At 71.9% G+C, this 20,933-nt stretch carries 19 protein-coding genes; 8 read left to right on the top strand and 11 right to left on the bottom strand.

Features of this window, described 5'->3' with window-relative positions; genetic code table 11:
• Positions 1–22 precede the first annotated feature (22 nt).
• The 5 genes from IF20_RS28710 to IF20_RS28690 form a co-directional block, all read right to left on the bottom strand.
• A complete protein-coding gene (locus IF20_RS28710; RefSeq protein WP_052868274.1) occupies positions 23–790 on the bottom strand; it encodes an SDR family oxidoreductase in 768 nt (255 codons plus the stop codon).
• Positions 791–794: 4 nt separating this feature from the next.
• Entirely contained in the window at positions 795–2,624 is a 1,830-nt protein-coding gene (locus IF20_RS28705; RefSeq protein ID WP_052868345.1) for a glycoside hydrolase family 15 protein, read from the bottom strand.
• A gap of 30 nt (positions 2,625–2,654) precedes the next feature.
• Positions 2,655–3,515 carry an SURF1 family cytochrome oxidase biogenesis protein gene (locus IF20_RS28700; RefSeq protein ID WP_052868273.1) on the bottom strand — a complete coding sequence of 287 codons (861 nt, stop codon included), beginning with the start codon at positions 3,513–3,515 and terminating at the stop codon, positions 2,655–2,657.
• A gap of 80 nt (positions 3,516–3,595) precedes the next feature.
• Positions 3,596–3,829 carry a hypothetical protein gene (locus IF20_RS28695; protein WP_052868272.1) on the bottom strand — a complete coding sequence of 78 codons (234 nt, stop codon included), beginning with the start codon at positions 3,827–3,829 and terminating at the stop codon, positions 3,596–3,598.
• Between the two features lie 186 nt (positions 3,830–4,015).
• Positions 4,016–5,041, bottom strand: coding sequence for a DEDDh family exonuclease (locus tag IF20_RS28690; RefSeq protein ID WP_110944628.1), 1,026 nt, complete (start codon positions 5,039–5,041; stop codon positions 4,016–4,018).
• Positions 5,042–5,480: 439 nt separating this feature from the next.
• Between IF20_RS28690 and IF20_RS28685 the strand changes: the two genes are divergently transcribed.
• From IF20_RS28685 to IF20_RS28675, 3 genes are all read left to right on the top strand, one after another.
• Positions 5,481–6,764, top strand: coding sequence for an amidohydrolase family protein (locus IF20_RS28685; protein ID WP_052868271.1), 1,284 nt, complete (start codon positions 5,481–5,483; stop codon positions 6,762–6,764).
• A gap of 125 nt (positions 6,765–6,889) precedes the next feature.
• Positions 6,890–7,780: a sterol desaturase family protein gene (locus tag IF20_RS28680; RefSeq protein ID WP_052868270.1), complete on the top strand. Its 891-nt coding sequence runs from the start codon at positions 6,890–6,892 to the stop codon at positions 7,778–7,780.
• On the top strand, positions 7,777–8,496 hold the full coding sequence (locus IF20_RS28675) for a lysoplasmalogenase (RefSeq protein WP_052868269.1): 720 nt from the start codon (positions 7,777–7,779) through the stop codon (positions 8,494–8,496). Before IF20_RS28680 ends, IF20_RS28675 begins: the two co-directional genes overlap by 4 nt.
• A gap of 83 nt (positions 8,497–8,579) precedes the next feature.
• On the opposite strand, the gene IF20_RS28670 is transcribed toward IF20_RS28675, so the two are convergent.
• Positions 8,580–10,091, bottom strand: a complete 1,512-nt coding sequence (locus IF20_RS28670) for a S8 family serine peptidase (RefSeq protein ID WP_052868268.1) — start codon at positions 10,089–10,091, stop codon at positions 8,580–8,582.
• A 542-nt stretch (positions 10,092–10,633) separates the two neighbouring features.
• Here IF20_RS28670 and IF20_RS28665 point away from each other — a divergent pair.
• The 3 genes from IF20_RS28665 to moaA all read left to right on the top strand — a co-directional run bounded on the left by IF20_RS28665 (position 10,634) and on the right by moaA (position 13,822).
• Entirely contained in the window at positions 10,634–11,038 is a 405-nt protein-coding gene (locus IF20_RS28665) for a DUF485 domain-containing protein (RefSeq protein ID WP_199896776.1), read from the top strand.
• Complete coding sequence (locus tag IF20_RS28660; RefSeq protein WP_052868267.1) at positions 11,035–12,678, top strand: solute symporter family protein; 1,644 nt, start codon at positions 11,035–11,037, stop codon at positions 12,676–12,678. The genes IF20_RS28665 and IF20_RS28660 overlap by 4 nt, the downstream gene beginning before the upstream one ends.
• A 154-nt stretch (positions 12,679–12,832) precedes the next feature.
• Positions 12,833–13,822 (top strand): GTP 3',8-cyclase MoaA, encoded by a 990-nt coding sequence (gene moaA / locus IF20_RS28655; protein WP_052868266.1) that lies wholly within the window; start codon positions 12,833–12,835, stop codon positions 13,820–13,822.
• Between the two features lie 59 nt (positions 13,823–13,881).
• On the opposite strand, the gene IF20_RS28650 is transcribed toward moaA, so the two are convergent.
• Positions 13,882–14,142, bottom strand: coding sequence for a hypothetical protein (locus IF20_RS28650; RefSeq protein ID WP_052868265.1), 261 nt, complete (start codon positions 14,140–14,142; stop codon positions 13,882–13,884).
• A 170-nt stretch (positions 14,143–14,312) separates the two neighbouring features.
• Positions 14,313–14,687 carry a DUF3099 domain-containing protein gene (locus tag IF20_RS28645; protein ID WP_052868264.1) on the bottom strand — a complete coding sequence of 125 codons (375 nt, stop codon included), beginning with the start codon at positions 14,685–14,687 and terminating at the stop codon, positions 14,313–14,315.
• A 219-nt stretch (positions 14,688–14,906) separates the two neighbouring features.
• Between IF20_RS28645 and IF20_RS28640 the strand changes: the two genes are divergently transcribed.
• A complete protein-coding gene (locus IF20_RS28640; RefSeq protein WP_052868342.1) occupies positions 14,907–15,191 on the top strand; it encodes a GlsB/YeaQ/YmgE family stress response membrane protein in 285 nt (94 codons plus the stop codon).
• A 286-nt stretch (positions 15,192–15,477) separates the two neighbouring features.
• On the opposite strand, the gene tyrS is transcribed toward IF20_RS28640, so the two are convergent.
• The 3 genes from tyrS to IF20_RS28625 form a co-directional block, all read right to left on the bottom strand.
• Complete coding sequence (gene tyrS / locus IF20_RS28635; protein WP_052868263.1) at positions 15,478–16,884, bottom strand: tyrosine--tRNA ligase; 1,407 nt, start codon at positions 16,882–16,884, stop codon at positions 15,478–15,480.
• Positions 16,885–17,041: 157 nt separating this feature from the next.
• Positions 17,042–18,445, bottom strand: coding sequence for a metallopeptidase TldD-related protein (locus tag IF20_RS28630; protein WP_052868262.1), 1,404 nt, complete (start codon positions 18,443–18,445; stop codon positions 17,042–17,044).
• Positions 18,442–20,004, bottom strand: a complete 1,563-nt coding sequence (locus IF20_RS28625; protein ID WP_052868341.1) for a TldD/PmbA family protein — start codon at positions 20,002–20,004, stop codon at positions 18,442–18,444. The genes IF20_RS28630 and IF20_RS28625 overlap by 4 nt, the downstream gene beginning before the upstream one ends.
• Before the next feature lie 224 nt (positions 20,005–20,228).
• Here IF20_RS28625 and fabG point away from each other — a divergent pair, with 224 nt between their 5' ends.
• Positions 20,229–20,933, top strand: coding sequence for a 3-oxoacyl-[acyl-carrier-protein] reductase (gene fabG, locus IF20_RS28620; protein ID WP_052868261.1), 705 nt, complete (start codon positions 20,229–20,231; stop codon positions 20,931–20,933).

Here is a 20,933-nt window from a genome sequence, read left to right as displayed (position 1 = left end):
CGGGGCCTGCGGGTCGGGACGGTCAGAAGCCGTGCCGCGCGCCGCCGTCGATGGGCACCATGACGCCGGTGACGTAGGACGCCGCCGGGGAGAGCAGGAAGGCGGCGGTGCGGCCGAACTCCTCCGGGGAGCCGTAGCGGCGCAGCGGGATCGACGCGGAGTTGCGGGCCCGCGAGGCCTCCGCGTCCCCCGACAGCTCGTCCAGCTGCGTCATGCGGTCGGTCGCGATGCGGCCGGGCAGCACGCCGATGACCCGGATGCCCTTCGGGCCCAGCTCGACGGAGAGCGACTTGGCGAAGCCGGCCAGGCCCGGGCGGAGCCCGTTGGAGATGGTGAGGCCGGGGATCGGCTCGTGCACGGAGCCGGAGAGCACGAAGCCGATGACGCCACCCTCGCCGAGCTCCCCGGCCGCCGTACGGGCCAGCCGCACCGCGCCCAGGAAGACGGAGTCGAACGCCGCCTGCCACTGCTCGTCGGTGTTGGCCGAGTCCCCCGTGGCACCGCTGCCGGGCGGCGGGCCGCCGACGCTGATGAGGATGCCGTCCAGGCCGCCGAAGCGGTCCCGGGCGGCGTCCACCAGGCGCTGTGCAGCGGCCGGGTCGGCGTTGTCCGCGCCGACGCCCAGGGCGCGCGGCCCCAGCTTCTTCGCGGCCTCGGCGGCCGCCTCGTCCGTACGGCCGGTGAGCACGACGTTCGCGCCGTCGGCGACGAGCGCACCGGCGGTGGCGTGCCCCAGGCCGCGGGTGGCGCCGGTGACGATGTACGTCCGGTCGGTGAGTCCAAGATCCATGGGGTCAGTCTGCCTTGGACATCCCCGCCATGGTGAAGGCGGTACCGATCAGGCCGACATGGCTGAACGCCTGCGGGAAGTTGCCGAGCTGGCAGCCGCTGGCCGGGTCGTACTCCTCGGCCAGCAGCCCGAGGTCGGTACGGAGGTCCAGCAGCCGGTCGAAGAGCTCTCGGGCCTCCTTCTGCCGCCCGGTGAGGTGCAGCGCGTCGGCGAGCCAGAAGGAGCACACCAGGAAGGCGCCCTCCTCGCCCGGCAGACCGTCGGTAGCGTGCTCGCCGTCGGCATGCCGGGCGCTGTAGCGGCGCACGAGTCCGGCGGGGGCACCTCCTGTGCCTTCAGGGCCATGGGGGAACGTGAGCTCGCGGCGGATCGCGTCGACCGTGCCGATGACGCGCGGGTCGTCGCCCGGCAGAAAACCGACGCGCGGAATCAGGAGCGTCGCGGCGTCCAGCTCCCGGGAGCCGTAGTACTGGGTGAACGTCCCGCGCTCCGGGTCGTACCCCTTCTCGCACACCTCGCGGTGCACCTCGTCCCGCATCTCCCGCCAGGCGTCCAGGTCCGCCTTGAGGTGAGGGTGCGCTTCGGCGGTGCGGATGGCGCGGTCGGCGGCGGCCCAGGCCATGACCTTGGAGTGCACGAAGTGCCGGCGCGGGCCGCGCACCTCCCACAGGCCCTCGTCCGGCTCCCGCCAGTTCTTCTGGAGGAAGGCGAGCAGCGCGACCTGGATGTTCCAGGCGTGCGGCTTGTCCTCCAGACCCGCGTTCCGGGCGAGGAAGAGCGAGTCCAGGACCTCGCCGTAGACGTCGAGCTGGAGCTGGTCGACGGCGGCGTTGCCGATGCGGACGGGCGTGGAGCCGGAGTACCCCTCCAGCCAGGGCAGCTCCGCCTCGGGGAGCCGCCGCTCGCCCGCCAGGCCGTACATGATCTGCAGGTCGACGGGGGAGCCGGCCACCGCGCGCAGCAGCCAGTCGCGCCAGGCCGCGGCCTCCTCGGTGTATCCGGCGGAGAGCAGGGCGTTGAGGGTGAGGGTGGCGTCGCGCAACCAGCAGTAGCGGTAGTCCCAGTTGCGGACGCCGCCGATCTCCTCGGGCAGCGAGGAGGTGGGCGCCGCGACGATGCCGCCGGTGGGCGCGTACGTCAGCGCCTTGAGCGTGATCAGGGAGCGGATGACGGCGTCCCGGTGCGGCCCGTCGTACGTGCAGCGCGCCGCCCACTGCTCCCAGTCGTCCAGCGTGCACCGCAGCGCCTCGTACGGGTCGATGCGGCGGGGGCGGGGCTGGTGCGAGGGGTGCCAGGTGAGGACGAAGGCGACCTTCTCGCCGGCCGCCACGGTGAAGTCCGAGCGGGTACTGAAGCCCTGGCCGTACGTCGTCACCTCCGGCTCGGCGTGCAGCCACACGGAGTCGGGGCCGGCGACGGCCACCCGGCAGTCCTCGACGTGCCGCACCCAGGGGACGACGCGCCCGTAGTCGAAGCGCAGCCGGAGTACGCCGCGCATCTCGACGCTGCCCTCCAGGCCCTCGACGATGCGGACGACGTCGGGCGCGCGGTCCCGCTGCGGCATGAAGTCGGTGACCCGTACGCGGCCGGTACCGGTCGTCCACTCGGTGTCCAGGACGAGCGAGTCGCCCCGGTACGCGCGTGTGGCGCGGGCCTCGTGGTCGGTGGGCGCGAGCCGCCAGTGGCCGTTGTCCCGGTTGCCCAGCAGCGCGGCGAAGCAGGCGGCCGAGTCGAAGCGGGGCAGACACAGCCAGTCGATGGAGCCGTCGCGGCCGACGAGCCCGGCGGTCTGCAGGTCCCCGATGAGCGCGTAGTCCTCGATAGGTGGATGCACGCTCACACGACTGCCCCCAGGGGGCGGGGGCTATGCAGTACCCGGCCCCGACCGGTCCTCGACGGCGGCCCCGGCCGCCTCCTTGGGCCGCTCCGGTTCGGCCGGTGCGGCGGTGTCGTCGGCCGCCTCGGACGCGGCGGCCGACGCGCGGTCCCGGCGCTCGCGGCGTACGAGGACCACCCAGCCGACCGGCACCGCGGCGGCGAACAGCCACCACTGGACGGCGTACGCCATGTGCGGGCCGATGCTGCTGTGGTCCGGCTCGGGGACCAGCTCGGGCTTGCCGCCCGCGGGATCCGGCGCGGTCTGCTCGATGTAGCCGCCGAGCACCGGGCGGTGCAGCCGTTCGGCCGCCTGCTTGCTGTTGATCAGCATGACCTGGCGGTCGGGCAGGCCCTTGGTGTCCTTGATGCCGCTCTCGGCGGTGGTCTCGTCGGGGATCGCCCGGCCGGTGACGGTGACCGTGCCCTTCGGTGCCGGCGGCACGTCGGGGAAGGTGGTGAGCGCGCCGCCGCTGGGTGCGATCCAGCCGCGGTTGACCAGCACGGTGGAGCCGCCGGTCAGCCGCAGCGGGGTGAGGACGTAGTAGCCGATGGACTGCTCGTCGGCGGCGGTGCGGTTGCGCACCACGACCTCGCCCTTGGTGTCGTACCGGCCGGTGGCCTTCACCGGGTGCCAGCGGTCCGCCTCCGGCAGGTCGCGCCCCGGCTTCGCAAGGTCGGTGACCGGCACCGGCTTCGCGTTCAGTGCCTTCGCGATCTGGGCGTTCTGCGCGACCTTGTGCTCGTGGCGGTGCAGCTGCCAGAAGCCCAGCTTGATCATCACAGGGATCAGGACGAGGGCGATGAGGGTGAGGATCACCCACTGCCGGGACAACAGGAAGCGGTACACGGTATTGACGGTACCTGTCACGATTCGGCCCCCGACGACAGGGTCCCGCCGAGGGCCGCCCGGAGCCCCGCGCCCGGCCGTCAGACCCGGTCGACGATGCCCACCATCCCCTCCGCGCGGGCGCAGTGGGCACAGCAGAACCAGCGGCCTTCGGCCTCGACGCCGTGGCCGATCACCTGGCACCGGCAGTGCTCGCAGATGGGCGCCATGCGGTGGATGGCGCAGGAGAAGCAGTCGAAGACGTGCACCGCGCCCTGCGCGTGCACCTCGAACGTCATGCCGTAGTCGTTTCCGCAGACCTCGCAACGTGCCATGCGCCCAGGATGGGCGCGGGATTCCGACGGCCCCGGCCCGGGCGGGGGTGTGTTGTACGGCTTCACCCGGACGGTGGGTGGGGCGCTCGGCCGCCCGCCGTGGCGGTTGCTGCCGTCGGCCGGCGACCGCGCCGTGCCGGCTGGTCGCGCAGTTCCCCGCGCCCCTTGCGGGGCGCTTCCCGCGGGTCAGTCTGCGGGGAGGACGTCCTGGAGGAGTTGCATGAAGGCGGGCTCGTCGATGACCGGGGTGCCGAAGGAGCGGGCCTTGGCGGTCTTGGAGGTGGGGGAGTCCGGGTCGTTGGTGACCAGCAGGCTGGTGAGCCGGGAGACGCTGGTCGCGACGTGCAGCCCGGCCTCGATGGCGCGGTCCTCCAGCAGCTCGCGGTCCACGGAGGTGTCGCCGGAGAAGGCGACCCGCATGCCCTGCTGCAGCCGGCCGCCCGGCTCGTACCGCCCGGGGTTGGGGTACGGGCAGGCCGGGCGCTTGCGGGAGGGGCGCCAGGTCGTCGGGCGGTAGGAGGAGCCGTACCCGGAGCGCTGCGCCGGAGGGCGCGGCGTGTCGGACCACTCGGTCAGCGGCTGGCAGGCCAGCAGCGGCAGCCGGACGTTCTCCCGGGCGGCCCGCAGGAGGCTCGGCCGGAACGCCTCGGCGAGCACCCGGGCGTCGTCCAGCGCGTGGTGCGCGTGTTCCTGCACGACGCCGTAGTGCGCCGCGAGGGACTCCAGCTTGTGGTTGGGCAGGGGGAGCTTCAGCTCCTTGGAGAGGGCGATCGTGCACAGCCGCTGGCGCACCGGCGCCTCGGCCTTCGCGCGGGCGTACTCCCGGGCGATCATCGACCAGTCGAACATCGCGTTGTGCGCGACGAGGACGCGGTCTTCCAGGCGCCGGGACAGCTCGGGGACGATCTCCGGGAAGAGCGGGGCGCTCTCCAGCACCTCGCTCGTCAGCCCGTGGATCCAGACGGGGCCCGGATCGCGCTCGGGGTTGACGAGGGTGTACCAGCGGTCCTGGACCTCGCCGCGGGCGTCCAGTTGATACACGGCGGCAGAGATGATCCGGTCGTCGCGGGCCAGTCCGGTGGTCTCCACGTCGACCACCGCATACCCCTGTGGGTACGCGGTGGGCCAGGGGGCCGGTTCCTCCTGCGGGGCCGGCTGCCGCATGATCTCCGGGGAGAGCGGGCGGTCGGCTGCCGTGCGGTCTTCGAGCATGGTCCATGAGGATACGGGCCGGGACTGACAGCGCCGCCCTGCGGGGGCGCGCAGATTCGCGCTCGGGGATGTTTCGGACATCATGCGCCCCGTGTGCGTACGGTCCTCGAAAGGGTGTCAGGTGGCCTGTGCCGCGTGGCCCCTGTGGGTTCGCCGCCGCGGGGCGCGTGCCCCCGACCGGCCCGTGGCGTGCGCTTTCCGGTTGTGCGCCGGCCGGGCGGGCGCGAACGTCCGGGACGACGCGGCCCGTTGACGGGGCCGGCTGCCGTGCCGAGGAGTCGGTGGTGCGGATCGCGCCACGGTGCCGCGGCCGGTGCGCGTCTCTTTACCCTCGCGGGCTCGCGCTGTACCTCTGGTGCAGCACGGGCACGACATGCACGCGTCACCAGCGTGCGGGATCACCTCGAACGTTTCCTTCCGGACCGACCGAGGAGCCGCGATGACGGACCCGACCGACCCGTACCTGATCATCTCTGCCGCCTGCCACGCCGGGCTGCCCACCGAGCGGTACCGGCCCTACCTGGAGGCCGGGCACCACCGGGCCTTCGACGACTTCCTCGGGCGGCGGGACGCCCGGCGCGCCGAAGCGGCCCGGTACGGCGCCCGGCACCACACCTCCGCGCTGAAGTGGTACGAGGACAACGAGGAAGGCCTGCGCGGCGGCTGGGACGCCGGCCGGCGCGTCAAGGAACTGGACGGCGACGGGGTGGCCGCCGAGGTGGTGTTCCCCGACGCGGGCACCGCGGACGGCGGCACGGTGCCGCCCTTCGGTGCGGGCCTGGACCCGGCCGCCGGTGCCGACCCGGAGACGGCCGTGGCGGGCGCCAGGGCGTACAACCGCTGGCTCGCGGAGTTCTGCGCCACCGACCCCGAGCGGCACTGCGGTGTCGCGCTGCTCCCGGCCGGCGCCGAGACGGACGCGGTGGTCGCGGAGGTCCACCGGGCCCGCGAGTCCGGCCTCGGCGCGCTGCTGATCCCCGCCGGATGGGACGACGCGGCGCCCTATCACGACCGCCGGTACGACCCGGTGTGGGCGGCCGCTGCCGAGACGGCCATGCCCGTCCTCACGTGCGCGGGCGCGGGGCCCCGTCCCGAATACGGCGGCCATCTCGGCATCCAGCTCTCCGAGGCGGCGTGGTGGCCGGCCCGCCCGCTGTGGTTCCTGCTGTGGTCCGGCGTCTTCGAACGCCACCCGGGGCTGCGCTTCGGAGTGGTGGGGGCCGGCTGCTGGTGGCTGCCGGACCTGCTGTGGCACATGGACCGGCTCTACCTCGGGCACGGCGGCCGGACGGGTTCGCCGTACGCCGCACTGAAGCGCTCCCCGCACGAGTACCTGGACCGCCAGGTCTTCGTGTGCGCCACCGCTCCCTCCCGTCACGAGCTGGCGCGGCGCTACGAGATCGGCGTGGACAACATCCTCTGGGGCTCCGGCTTCCCGCACCCCGAGGGCACCTGGCCGCATACGAGGGAGTGGCTGCGCAGGGCCTTCCACGACATCCCGGTGGGGGAGACCCGCCGGATGCTGGGCGAGTCCGCCGCCGAGGCCTTCGGCTTCGACAAGCGGAAGCTCACGCCGGTCGCGTGCCGCATCGGGCCCACCCCGGACGACCTCGGGCAGCCGCGCAACCAGGCGCCGGTGGAGGCCTCCTGGCGGCGGGCCAGGGAGACCGGGCGGCACTGGCTGACGGGCTTCGACTTCCCCTTCGTGGGCATGGGCGAGTGACGCGGCGCCACTGAGGGGACGGCGGTGCCTGGCACGCCGCTCGGCGTACCGGCGGTAACTTCGGCTGATACTCGTTGGTAACAACCTCTAGCCGAGCCGCCGTACGCCGACCTATGGTGCCCCACATGCCGCACCTGCCCGATGTCGTGTTGTGGTCGATACCGGCCTTCGTCCTGCTCACCGTCCTGGAGATGGTGAGCTACCGGCTGCACCCGGACGAGGACGCCGCCGGATACGAGGCCAAGGACGCCGCCACCAGCATCGGCATGGGGCTCGGCAGCCTGGTCTTCGACGCACTCTGGAAGATCCCGATCGTGGCGATCTACGCCGCCGTCTACGAGCTGACCCCGCTGCGCATCCCCGTGCTGTGGTGGACGCTGCCCCTGATGCTGCTCGGGCAGGACTTCTTCTACTACTGGTCGCACCGCGGGCACCACGTGATCCGCATCCTGTGGGCCTGCCACGTGGTGCACCACTCCAGCCGCAAGTTCAACCTCAGCACCGCGCTCCGCCAGCCCTGGACCAGCTGGACCGTCTGGCCGTTCTACGTCCCGCTGATCGCCCTCGGCGTGCACCCGGCAGCGCTCGCGTTCTGCTCCTCCACGAACCTCGTGTACCAGTTCTGGGTGCACACCGAGCGGATCGGCAAGCTGCCCCGCCCGTTCGAGTACGTGCTCAACACGCCCTCGCACCACCGGGTCCACCACGCCTCCCAGGGCGGCTACCTGGACCGCAACTTCGGGGGCATCCTCATCGTCTGGGACCGGATGTTCGGCTCGTTCGTCGCGGAGGGCGAACGGCCCGTCTTCGGCCTCACCAAGAACATCGACACCTTCAACCCGCTGCGCGTCGCCACGCACGAATACGCGGCGATCGCCCGGGACGTACGGGCGGCCGGCAGCTGGCGGGAGCGCGCCGGGCGCGTCTTCCGGGGGCCGGGGTGGCAGCCCGCACGAAGCGGCGAGGACGCCGCGGCCCGGGTGCCCGACGCCGGCGCCGAGGCGTCCGCCGTATGACCCGCGGCACCGCTGCCCGCGTCCTCCTGACCGCCTTCGGGGCGCTCACGGTCGTGCACCTGGGTGCGCTGCTCGCCGGCGCCGGGACGGTGGACGTGCTGACCAAGCCGGTACTGATGCCGGTCCTCGCCGCATACGTGCTCGCCCGCGGCGGACCCGTACTGCTCGTCGCCGCGCTGCTCTTCGGATGCGGCGGCGACACCCTCCTCCAAGTGGGCGGCGACACCGCCTTCCTGGTGGGGATGGCGTCCTTCGCGGCCGGACACGTCTGCTACCTGGTGCTGTTCGTACGGCGGGGCACCGCGCCCGTATGGGCCCGCCGGGGCCCGCTCGCCGCGGTGACCGCCGGATACGCCGTGGCCTGGCTCGGCACCGTGGCGCTGCTGTGGCCGGACCTGCCGGCCGGGCTGCGCGGCCCGGTCGCCGGGTACAGCCTGCTGCTCACCGCGATGGCGTACGGGGCGCTGCGGGCCGGGCCGCGGGCCCTCTTCGGCGGCCTGCTCTTCCTGGGCTCCGACACTCTGATCGCGACGGGCATCGCGCACTGGCCGCAGCCGCCGGCCCCGCAGTTCTGCATCATGCTCGGCTACCTCGCGGCCCAGTGGCTGCTGGCCGAGGGAGTGCTGCGGACGACGGGCCCCCTGGGGGCCGCACGGGCAGCCGTCCCCGGTGGGCCGGTGCGCCGCGCCGTGGCACCGGAGGCCGACGCGGCCTGAGCCGTCGCGGTCCGCCCGCCCCAGGGACGGGCGGACCGCCCGGCCGCCGGGACCCGGCTGCCACGGGTCCCGGCGCCGCTTCGTCAGCGCTGTTCGACGGCGTCCAGCGCGTCCACGATCCCGTAGCCGTAGTGGCCGTTGACGTGCGCCGTACCGGTGCACGTCGCGTCACCCTGCGGGCAGCCCGGGTTGTCGGCGTCCTTCTTCAGCAGCCACTGGATCTCCTGCGGGCTGCTCTTCGGGTGCGCGCTCTTCACCAGCGCCGCGACGCCCGCCACGTGGGGCGAGGCCATCGAGGTGCCCGCCAGGTAGGCCCAGTCGCCGCCCGGCATGGTGGAGAGGATGTTGCCGTTCTTCGCGGGCAGGTCGGGGACCTGTCGGCTGTCGCCGCCCGGCGCGGCCACATCGATCACGCCGTTGCCGTAGTTGGAGTAGTACGACTTCAGCTTCTTCACGCCCGTCGCGGCGACCGTGACGGTGCCCGGGAGCTGGGTGGGCACGTCCCAGCACTTGGCCGGGTCGATCTTCCGCTCCACCGGAGTCGTGTCGTTCGGGCTCGACTTGTCGGTGAGTTCCTTCGCCGCCAGGTCGAGGTTGGAGTTGCCCGCCGCCGCGACGTTGATGATGCCCTTGCCCTCGGCGTACTTGGCCGCCCGGCCCACCGCGTCGACGATCGCGCCCTGGTCGGCGTCGTCCTTGCAGTTGAACATCCACGGGTCGACGTAGTAGCTGTTGTTGGTGACCTCGACGCCGTGGTCGGCCGCGAACACGAAGGCACAGACCACGTTCTCGGCGTAGAACAGGCTCGTCTTCGGCTCGCTGACCTTGATGGCGGAGATCTTCACGCCCGGCGCGACGCCGGCCACGCCGACACCGTTGCGCGCCGCGGCGATCGTGCCGGCGACGTGCGTGCCGTGGTAGTCCTCGGCGGGGTCGTACGGGCGCCAGGAGCCGGGCGTGGTGTCGGCCACGCCGCCCACGCAGTTCGCCGACTGCTTGGCGGAGAAGTTGGGCTTCAGGTCCGGGTGGGTGTCGTCCACACCGGTGTCGATCACCGCGACGGTGACCTTCTTGCTGCCGGGGTTCACCTTCGCGGCCTGGTCGGCCTTGATGGCCGGCAGGTCCCACTGCAGGGACTCCAGGGGCTCCTCGCCGGCGGCCTTGGCCTTGGCGCCGGCCAGCCGCGCGGCCTTGCTCAGCTCGGCCTTCTGCGGCTTCCCGATGTCGGTGGTGCCGGAGGCCTTCAAGGGGGCGGTGCGGGTGGCGCCGGCCGACTGGACGCCGCGCACCGTGCGTATCGTCTCGGCGAACTGCGGGTTCGCCGAGTGGACGACGAACACGCCTATCTTCTCGTGCGCGACGACCACCTTGCCGCCGGCCGCGCGTATCGCCTTGCCGATCCGGGCCGCCGAGGCCTTGCCGGGCGTGGCGTTGACGACGTACGAGAGGAGCGGGCCGTCGGCCGCTGCCGTGGTCCGGGGCGCCTCCTGAGGAGCGGCGGTGGCCGCCTGCGGGAGGAAGCCGAGGGAGGCCACGAGGGCCAGTCCGACCGGTACGCCGAGCGCGCGCACCCGTCTGGATCTCCGATGTGCCATGGGTACTCCACATCATCTGTGACCGCTCGCGGGCAGGTCGCGCGCGAGCCGGTTCGTGACGAGTGAAGCTAACCGTGATCACCCGAACAGTTCAACGGTCGGTAAAGAAAACCCGCCGGTCGGCGGGGAAAACCCGTCAACTGCCGCAGGCGTGGGGGCCGTCAACCACAGCGGCGGCGGCGTAGCGCACCGATGCTCAACAGCGGCAGGGTGATCCGCCGGCCGTCCCAGCCGCGGGTGTCGCTGCTGGTGGGGCGGGGTGGTATCGGAGGAGCGGCGGCGACCGGGAAGGGCAACCGGACGGCGCCGTACGGCAGTCGGCCCGGTTCCGGTGGCTGCCGGGGCGGCGAAGGCGTCACACCCGGACAACGATCGGCGCTGCGGCCGGTGGCGGCCGTACCCCCCGATTTCCTGGGGATTTCGGGCCCAGCCCCTGTCGTAAGGAGGTCGCGCACCTCTAGCATGCGTGATCCGCATCACTGATCTGGACTTTATGTCGCCGGCCGTCACCCGCCGGACACCGCGAGAATTCAGGAGACCGCGTGAGCACCGCCGCCCAGCCGCCCGCCGATCACGGGCCGCACAAGGCGCACGAGGCGCCGCCCGACGCGCCGCACGAAGCGCTGCCGTTCACCGAAGTGCAGTCCGGCGCGGAGTTCACCGAACTGCGCCGCTCCTACCGCTCGTTCGCCTTCCCGCTGACCATCGGCTTCGTGCTCTGGTACCTGCTGTACGTGCTGCTCAGCAACTACGCGGGCGGCTTCATGGGCACCAAGGTGGTCGGCAACGTCAACGTCGCCTTCGTCTTCGGTCTCGCCCAGTTCGTCACCACCTTCCTCATCGCCTGGTGGTACTCCCGGCACGCCGCCGCGAAGCTCGACCCCAAGGCCGAGGCGATCAGGGCCCGGCTGGAGAACGACGCCCCGCGCGGGGAGGGTGACGCATGAGCCGCACGTACCAGCTCGCCGCCGGGATGCCGGCGCTGGCCGCCGAGGGCGCGAGCCAGCACCGGGCGCTGATCATCACGCTGTTCGCGGTCTTCGTGGCCGCCACCCTCGGCATCACGGTGTGGGCCGGCCGGCAGACCAAGGGCGCCGAGGACTTCTACGCCGGCGGCCGGCAGTTCTCCGGCTTCCAGAACGGCCTGGCGATCTCCGGCGACTACATGTCCGCCGCCTCGTTCCTCGGCATCGCGGGCGCCATCGCCCTCTTCGGGTACGACGGCTTCCTGTACTCCATCGGCTTCCTCGTGGCCTGGCTGGTCGCGCTGCTGCTGGTCGCCGAGCCGCTGCGCAACTCCGGCCGCTTCACCATGGGCGACGTGCTCGCCTACCGGATGCGGCAGCGCCCCGTGCGCACCGCGGCCGGCGTCTCCACCATCGTCGTCTCGATCTTCTACCTGCTGGCCCAGATGGCAGGCGCCGGCGCGCTCGTCACGCTGCTGCTCGGCATCACCAGCGAAACAGGCAAGATCCTCGTCGTCGTCCTCGTCGGCATCGTGATGATCCTGTACGTCACGATCGGCGGCATGAAGGGCACCACCTGGGTGCAGATGGTCAAGGCCGTCCTGCTGATCGTGGGCACCCTGCTCATCACGTTCCTGGTGATGCTCAAGTTCAATTTCAACATCTCCGAGCTGCTCGGCAGGGCCGCCGAGGAGAGCGGTAAGGGCGCGGCGTTCCTGGAGCCGGGGCTGAAGTATGGCGCCACCGCCACCTCGAAGATCGACTTCCTGTCGCTGGGCATCGCGCTGGTCCTGGGCACCGCGGGGCTGCCGCACATCCTGATCCGCTTCTACACCGTGCCCACCGCCAAGGCCGCCCGGAAGTCCGTGAACTGGGCCATCGGCATCATCGGCGTCTTCTACCTGATGACCATCGCGCTCGGCTTCGGCGCAGCGGCCCTGGTCGGCCCGAAGGCGATCACCGAGGCCAACCCCGCGGGCAACACCGCGGCGCCCCAGCTCGCCCAGGCGATCGGCGGCGGCGCGGACTCCACCGGCGGCGCGATCCTGCTGGCCGTCATCTCGGCCGTCGCCTTCGCCACCATCCTCGCCGTGGTCGCGGGCCTCACCCTCGCCTCGTCCTCGTCCTTCGCGCACGACCTCTACGTCAACGTGATCAAGAAGGGCAAGGCGTCGGAGAAGGAGGAGGTCAGGGCCGCGCGCTGGGCCACCGTCGGCATCGGCGCGGTCGCGATCGTGCTCGGCGTCTTCGCCCGCGGACTGAACGTCGCGGGACTGGTCGCGCTGGCCTTCGCGGTCGCCGCCTCCGCCAACCTGCCCACGATCCTCTACAGCCTCTTCTGGAAGCGCTTCACCACCTCCGGGGCGCTGTGGTCGATCTACGGCGGCCTGATCTCCTCGGTGTTCCTCGTGCTCTTCTCGCCGGTCGTCTCCGGCAAGGAGACCTCGATGTTCCCCGGCGCCGACTTCGCCTTCTTCCCGCTGGAGAACCCGGGCCTGATCTCCATCCCGCTGGGCTTCCTGCTCGGCTGGCTCGGCTCCCTGCTCTCCAAGGAGGAGCCGGACGTGAAGAAGTACGCCGAGCTGGAGGTCCGCTCCCTGACCGGCACCGGAGCGCACTGACCCGCATTCCGCCCCCACGGGAGGCCGGCCGCGTCGTAGATCCCTACGACGCGGCCGGCCGCGCATCGTGGCATCACAGCCGTGCTCGTTGTCACACCCATCGCGTAGGCTCGACAACGTACTGATCCGACACCGGGGGAGGGGGGAGGGCCTCGTGCTCATCGACACATTCGGGCGGGTAGCCACCGACCTGCGGGTTTCGCTGACCGACCGGTGCAACCTGCGGTGCACGTACTGCATGCCCGAAGAGGGCCTGCAGTGGCTCGCCAAGCCCGACCTGCTCACGGACGACGAGATCGTCCGCCTCATCCGCATCGCGGTCACGCACCTCGGCATCGACGAGGTCCGGTTCACCGGCGGCGAGCCGCTGCTCCGCCCCGGCCTCGTCTCCATCGTCGAGCGCGTCGCGGCCCTCGAACCGCGCCCGCGGATGTCCCTCACGACCAACGGCATCGGCCTGGAGCGCACCGCCACCGCGCTGCGCGACGCCGGCCTGGACCGGGTCAACGTCTCGCTGGACACCCTGCGCCCGGACGTCTTCCAGGCCCTGACCCGCCGCAAGCGCCACGACGACGTGCTGCGCGGCCTGGCCGCCGCCCGCGCCGCCGGCCTCACCCCGGTCAAGGTCAACTCCGTCCTCATGCCGGGGCTCAACGCCGACGAAGCGCCCGACCTCCTCGCCTGGGCGGTGGAGAACGACTACGAGCTCCGCTTCATCGAGCAGATGCCGCTCGACGCGCAGCACGGCTGGAAGCGTGAAGGCATGATCACCGCCGGTGACATCCTCGCGTCGCTGCGCACCCGCTTCGAGCTGACCCCCGAGGGCGAGGGGGAGCGCGGCTCCGCGCCCGCCGAGCGGTGGCTCGTGGACGGTGGCCCGCACCGCGTGGGCGTCATCGCCTCGGTCACCCGCCCCTTCTGCCGGGCCTGCGACCGTACCCGCCTGACCGCCGACGGCCAGGTGCGCACCTGCCTGTTCGCCACGGAGGAGACCGACCTGCGGGCGGCGCTCCGCTCGGACGCGCCGGACGAGGAGCTCGCGCGCATATGGAAGGGCGCGATGTGGGGCAAGAAGGCGGGCTCGGGCCTGGACGACCCGAGCTTCCTGCAGCCGGACCGGCCGATGTCCTCGATCGGCGGCTGACCGCCCGGCTGATCGCCTGGCTGACCGCTCGGCAGGCGAGCCGGCCGGCAGGGTGCGGCTCAGCTCTCGCGAGCCTCCCACTCCTCCAGTTTCACGACGTCCTTCAAGAAGCTGCGGACGCTGAGGAATTGGGAGAGGTGCTCGCGGTGTTCCTCACATGCGAGCCAGGTCTTGCGACGGTCGGGCGTGTGGATCTTCGGGTTGTTCCAGGCCAGTACCCACACCGCGGCCGCACGGCAGCCCTTGGCGGAGCAGATCACTGTGGTGTCAGGGGAGTTCACAGCCTCAACCCTACGTCCCCCTGTCCGACGCCGCCGCATCCGGACATGGCGACGCCGGGCAGCCACGGGGGGAGCCGCCCGGCGTCGGTCCGTCGCTCCGACGGGGGATGCGGAGCGCGTACGAAGTATGTCACGGGGGACCGTGCCGGGTGCACCGGAACCACATGATTGATCTGAGCTTTTCTTGAGCTTTGCGTACCGTCGGACGGTCAGCCGTGGTCACCGCGGTGTTCGGTGGAGCCCTGCTGCTCCGCTTCCGGCGCGGGTTCCGCCGGGGCGTCACCCGACCGAGCGGTCAACTCCGGCCGCGTCGGCGCCGCGATGAAGCTCGACGGAAGTGAAGTCACGTTCTCCCGGCCCGCGTTGGCGATGACTACCGCGATGTAGGGCAGTACCAGACCCGCGATCAGGGTGATAATGGCGACGGGTCGCTCGACGTTCCAGAGCACGGCGGTGAGGATCACCGCCACCGTCCGTACGGACATCGAGATCACATAGCGTCGCTGCCGCCCGCGGACGTCCTCGGTCAGCCCCTGGCGGGCTCCCGTGATCCGGAAGGTCTGGGCGCTGCTCTGCTTCCGCATCACGTTCCACCACCTGTTGTCATACCGGGCACACCCCTCATGCCGGACCTGTCCCACGTTACGCCGGGCCTGCGCAGCGTTCGAGACCGGGGCGTGACAACCTCGGCCGGGCGCACAGCGGTCTCATGCGTACAGACGGCTCCGACGTGCGCCGTACGGGTGGCGGCAGGAAACTGAACGATGCACGACCTTGTCCACCGCGCCCCACTGGGAGGCGACATGAATTGGTTGTGGGCCATCATTCTGGGTCTGGTCCTGGGCGTGATCGCGAGGGCCCTGATCCCCGGGAAACAGGCGATTCCGCTCTGGCTGACCGTGATCTTCGGCATGCTCGGCAGCGTGCTGGGCAACTGGGCGGCCACCGGTATCGGAGTCGAGGACACCAAGGGCATCGACTGGACCCGGCACCTGCTCCAGCTGATCGGCGCGGTGATCGTCGTCGCCGTGGGCAGCCGGTTGTGGGCCATGGTGCGCGGGAGGTCGCACCACCAACAGCGGGCCTGACCCCGCAGCCGCAGACCGTCCCGGCGGGCCTGGTGCACAGGCCCGCCGGAACGGTGCCGCCCGGGGCGCCGAGCAGGCAGCTCCCGCGCCCCGGGCGATCGTTCCGAAGGACGGCGGCGGCCACGCGTGGCCCTGCGACAGCGGCGGCCACGCCTCGCCTTGGCGATAGCTGCCGCCTCGCCGCGCCCCGGCGACAGTTCCCGCCTCACCTCGCCTTGGCGATAGCTGCCGCCTCGTCGCGCCCCGGCGACGGCTGCCGTCTCGCCTCGTCCTGTGACAGCGGCGGCTACGCGTCGCCCTGCAGCTGAGCCAGCTTGCGGCCCGCCTTGAGGTACGGCGTGCCGGGCGTGCCGGCCAGCTTCTCCGCCACCACCTCGGCCAGCGGGCGCACCGCGTCCGCCTCGGCCAGCACCACGGCCTCCTGGCCCGACTCGGCCTCGATGACCAGCCGCAGCGCGTTCTGCTTCGCCAGCCGGCGGGCCGCCGACGCGCTCTGGGTGAACTCCAGCACCTGCGTCAGCACCGTGGCCACCGTCTCCGCGCCGTGCTCCGCGAGGTCCACCGACGGCAGCGTGGAGACGTCGGCGAAGGACTTCTTGGAGAACTGCGCGACGAACCCGGCACGGGCCGCCATCGCCGCCTCGATGCCGTACAGCGCGGCCACGACCTCACCCGCGAGGATCTTCTTCAGATCCATCGGGTGCAGCGTCTTCGCCTCGATGCGGCCGAGCGCCTGGGCGATCTCCTCGTCCGTCCACTCGGTCCACGCCTTGAGGTACGGCTCCATCAGCCGGTCCGGGACCGACATGATCTTGCCGAAGACGTCGTCGGCGGTGGCCGTCAGCCCGACGTAGTTGCCCTTGGACTTGGACATCTTCGCGCCGGTGCCGTCGGTGCCCTCGATCAGCGGCATCGTGACGACCAGCTGCGGCTGCTGGCCCTTGAGCTCCATGAGCTTGCGGCCCATCTGGAGGTTCAGCAGCTGGTCGGCGCCGCCGAGCTCCACGTCGCACTCCAGCGCCACGGAGTCCAGGCCCTGCGCGATCGGGTACAGCATCTCCGTCATGGTCAGGCCCGAGCCCGCGGCCAGGCGGGTGCGGAAGTCCTCGCGCTGGAGCAGCTGGGAGGCCGGCACCTTGGAGAGCAGGCTCAGCAGCTCCGGGAAGGTGTACGGCGCCAGCCACTCGCTGTTCTGCCGGAAGCTGACCTTCTCGAAGTCGAAGAACGGCCGGACCTGCTCGCGGTAGCTCGCCAGGTTGTGCGCGATGTCCTCGTCGGTCAGCGGCGGGCGCTCGGCCGTGCGGCCCGAGGGGTCGCCGATCTTGGCCGTGAAGTCGCCGATGATCAGCGTGACGTCGTGGCCGAGCCGCTGGAAGCGGGACAGGACGATCAGCGGGACCGCGTGCCCCAGGTGCACGTCGGTCGCCGTCGGGTCGATGCCCAGCTTGATGTGCAGGCCCTTGCCGGCGGCCTTGCGCTCCTCGATCCGCTCGGCGAGCTGGTCCACGCCCGGCAGCACCTCGACCGTACGGGAGGCGATCAGCTCGGCCTGCTCCTTGGCCGGCAGGTCCGTCAGGTCGAGATAGCGCCGCGAGCCGGTCTCCTTCAGCAGCTCCGCGACGGTGGTGTCGGCGGAGAGGTCTGCGGAGAGCAGCGAGCTGGCGCGGGCGACGGATTCGCCGAGGCGTGTCATGGCGTTCCTGATCGGTCGTTGATCCCAAACGGGAGGACGGAACCGATTCTATTAGCCGTGCGAAGCGTGACCGACCGAGTATCCACAGGCCGGCCACGCCGGTACGACGAATGCGCACGCCTTGATGAGGCACGTGCCCGCGCTCACACTCCCGTGCTCACACCCCCGGGCTCACCGAGCTCATGTTGAAGTCCGGGATGCGCAGCGCGGGCATCGCGGCGCGCGTGAAGTAGTCGCTCCACTCGCGCGGCAGCGTGCGCTCCGTACGGCCCGCCTCGACCGCCCGCCCCAGCAGGCTCACCGGCGACTCGTTGAACCGGAAGTTGTTCACCTCGCCGACCACCTCGCCGCCCTCCACGAGGTACACGCCGTCCCGGGTCAGCCCCGTGAGCAGCAGCGTCGCCGGGTCCACCTCGCGGATGTACCACAGGCAGGTCAGCAGCAGCCCGCGCTCGGTGCCGGCCACCAGCTCGTCCAGGGACTTGCCGCCGCCCGCCTCCAGCAGCAGGTTGTCGACGGCCGGGGCGACCGGCAGGCCGGTCAGGGCCGCGCTGTGCCGGGTGGTGACGAGCTGGTTCAGCGCGCCGTCCCGGATCCAGTCCGTCGGCTCCAGCGGCAGCCCGTTGTCGAAGATCGAGGCGTCGTCCCCCGAGCTGTGCGCCAGTACGAAGGGCGCGCACTCCAGACCCGCGGCCCCCGGATCGCTGCGCAGCGTCATCGGCAGGGCGGACAGCTTCTCGCCGATCCGGGTGGCGCCCCCGGGCGCCGAGAAGACCGTACGGCCCTCGGCGGCGTCCCGGGCCCCGGAGGACCACATCTGGTACACCAGCAGGTCGGCGACGGCGGTGGGCGGCAGCAGCGTCTCGTACCGGCCCGCCGGCAGCTCCGTCCGCCGCTCCGCCCAGCCCAGCCGGCGCGCCAGCTCGGCATCCATGGCCAGCGGGTCGACGTCCCGGAAGTCGCGGGTGGCGCGGCCCGCCCAGGCGGAGCGGGTGCGGTCGGGCGATTTGGCGTTCAGCTCCAGCGTGCCGGTGGGCTGGTCGTGCCGGAGCCGCAGCCCCGTGGAGGAGCCCACGTACGAGGAGACCACCTGGTGGCTGGCGAACCCGTACAGCTCGCGGCCGCCGTCCCGGGCCCGCCGGAAGGACTCGCCCAGTGCGGGCGCGAAGTCCGCGAAGACCTCGGAGGAGGTCTCGGCGGGCGGCTCGGTGAAGCCGGGCGAGGGCGCGCCGCCCGCAACGAGCGGCCGCGCGTCGTCGGCGGGCCCGGCGGCCCTGGCGGCGGCCTCGGCGGACCGCACCAGCGACTCCAGATCGTCCACGGTGACCGCGGCACGGGACACGACACCGGAGGCGGTGCCCTCCTTGCCGTCCACGGTGGCGATGACCGTGAGGTTGCGGCCGCGGGTGACGCCGTTGGTGGTGAGCGCGTTTCCCGCCCAGCGCAGATTGGCGGTGGTCGTCTCGTCCGCGATCACCACGCAGCCGTCGGCCCGCGAGAGCGCCAGCGCCCGCTCGACGACCTCGTGCGGCGCGTTCGTCCGCGGGGTACGCGTGCTCATCGACCGGCCTCCTGCGTCGTGTTCAGGATGTTGACGCCCGTGAAGAGGGCTGCGGGGCAGCCGTGCGAGACGGCGGCGACCTGGCCCGGCTGGGCCTTGCCGCAGTTGAAGGCGCCGCCCAGCACGTACGTCTGCGGACCGCCCACCGCGGCCATCGAGCCCCAGAAGTCGGTGGTGGTGGCCTGGTACGCCACGTCCCGCAACTGGCCCGCGAGCCGCCCGTGCTCGATCCGGAAGAACCGCTGCCCGGTGAACTGGAAGTTGTACCGCTGCTGATCGATGGACCACGACCGGTCGCCGACCACGTAGATGCCGTGCTCCACGCCCCCGATCAGCTCCTCGGTGGACGGGCCGCCGTCCGCCGGCCGCAGTGAGACGTTGGCCATCCGCTGCACCGGTACGTGGCCCGGCGAGTCCGCGTACGCGCAGCCGTTGGACCGCTCGAAACCGGTCAGTTTCGCGATCCTGCGGTCCAGCTGGTAGCCGACCAGCACACCGTCCTTGACCAGGTCCCAGGACTGCGTCCGGACGCCCTCGTCGTCGTACCCGATCGTCGCCAGCCCGTGCTCGGCCGTCCGGTCGCCCGTCACGTGCATGAGCTCCGAGCCGTACTTCAAGGTGCCCAGCTGGTCGAAGGTGGCGAACGAGGTGCCCGCGTACGCCGCTTCGTAGCCCAGCGCCCGGTCCAGCTCGGTGGCGTGCCCGATCGACTCGTGGATCGTCAACCAGAGGTTGGAGGGATCCACCACCAGGTCGTACCGCCCGGCCCGGACGCTCGGCGCGCGCATCTTCTCCGCGAGCAGCTCCGGCATCTGCGCCAGCTCCGCGTCCCAGTCGTACCGGCCGTCGGTCAGGTACTCCCAGCCCCGGCCGACGGGCGGTGCGATCGTCCGCATCGAGTCGAACTCGCCGGTGCGCCCGTCCACCGCGACGGCCGTCAGCTCCGGGTGCAGCCGGACCCGCTGCTGCGTGGTCGTGGTGCCCGCGGTGTCGGCGTAGAACTTGTTCTCCCGGATCGTGAGCAGCGAGGCGTCCGCGTGCGTCACGCCCGGTGCGGCCAGCAGCCGCCCGCTCCACTCCGCCAGCAGCCCGCTCTTCTCCGCGTCCGGCACCTCGAAGGGGTCCACGTCGTACGAGGAGACCCAGGTGCGGTCCGGATGGGCGGGCTCGTCGGCCAGCTCCACCTTTTCCCGGGACCCGGCCGCGTCGATCACCTTCGCCGACAGCTTGGCCATCGCGACCGCCTGCGCGGCGACCCGCGCCGCCGCGTCCATGGTCAGGTCGACCCCGGACGCGAAGCCCCAGGCCCCGCCGTGCACGACCCGTACCGCGTACCCCAGGTCGGTGGTGTCCGAGGAGCCGGCGGTCTTCGCGTCCCGCAGCCGCCAGGACGCGTACCGGATGCGTTCCAGCCGGAAGTCGGCGTGGTCGGCCCCGAGCGCCCGGGCCCGTGCGAGCGCGGCGTCGGCCAGCGCGCGCATCGGCAGCGCGAGGAAGCTCTCGTCTACGGAACGAGGTGTAGCAGGCACGGCATCCCTCCCGTGGTCGGCGCCACGCATCATGCCGTGCCGGAGCTCCGGCGCACAGGACGCCCTTCCGGTGGAGCGGGGGCGCCCCGTCCGGTACGCGCAGGTGTTCCGCCGGGGCGTGGCGCGGTCGGTTCTGTAGGGACCCCACAGTGACCGGGATGTGCCCCTGTGCGAGGTGGATTCTCCGTATCGGGCCGCTGACCGCTAGTTTCGTAGGGAACACACGTCGGACAGGACACGGAAAGGGTGATCTCTTGAGCCGCTCGGTTCTGGTCACCGGAGGCAATCGCGGCATCGGCCTCGCCATCGCCCGCGCCTTCGCCGAGGCAGGCGACAAGGTCGCCATCACCTACCGCTCCGGCGAACCCCCGGCGGGGTTCTTGGCCGTGAAGTGCGACATCACCGACACGGAGCAGGTCGAGCAGGCCTACAAGGAGATCGAGGAGAAGCACGGCGCGGTCGAGGTGCTGGTGGCCAACGCCGGCGTCACCCGCGACCAGCTGCTGATGCGGATGTCGGAGGACGACTTCGCCTCGGTCCTGGAGACCAACCTCACCGGCACGTTCCGCGTGGTCAAGCGGGCCAACCGCGGCATGCTGCGGGCGCGCAAGGGCCGTATCGTGCTGATCTCCTCCGTCGTGGGCCTGCTGGGCTCGGCGGGCCAGGCGAACTACGCGGCGTCCAAGGCCGGCCTCGTCGGCTTCGCCCGCTCGATCGCCCGTGAGCTGGGCTCCCGCAACATCACCTGCAACGTCGTCGCGCCCGGCTTCGTCGACACGGACATGACGCGCGCGCTCAGCGACGAGCAGCGCGAGAACATCGTGAAGCAGGTACCGCTCGCGCGTTACGCGCAGCCCGAGGAGATCGCCGCCTCGGTCCGCTTCCTGGCCTCCGACGAGGCCGCGTACATCACTGGAGCCGTCATTCCCGTCGACGGCGGATTGGGCATGGGTCACTGA

It is taken from the genome of Streptomyces niger (assembly GCF_000718305.1).
GTDB classification, from domain to species: Bacteria; Actinomycetota; Actinomycetes; order Streptomycetales; family Streptomycetaceae; genus Streptomyces; species Streptomyces niger.
The sequence above is the reverse complement of the archived record's forward strand: the minus strand, read 5'-3'. Positions and strand labels throughout refer to the sequence as shown.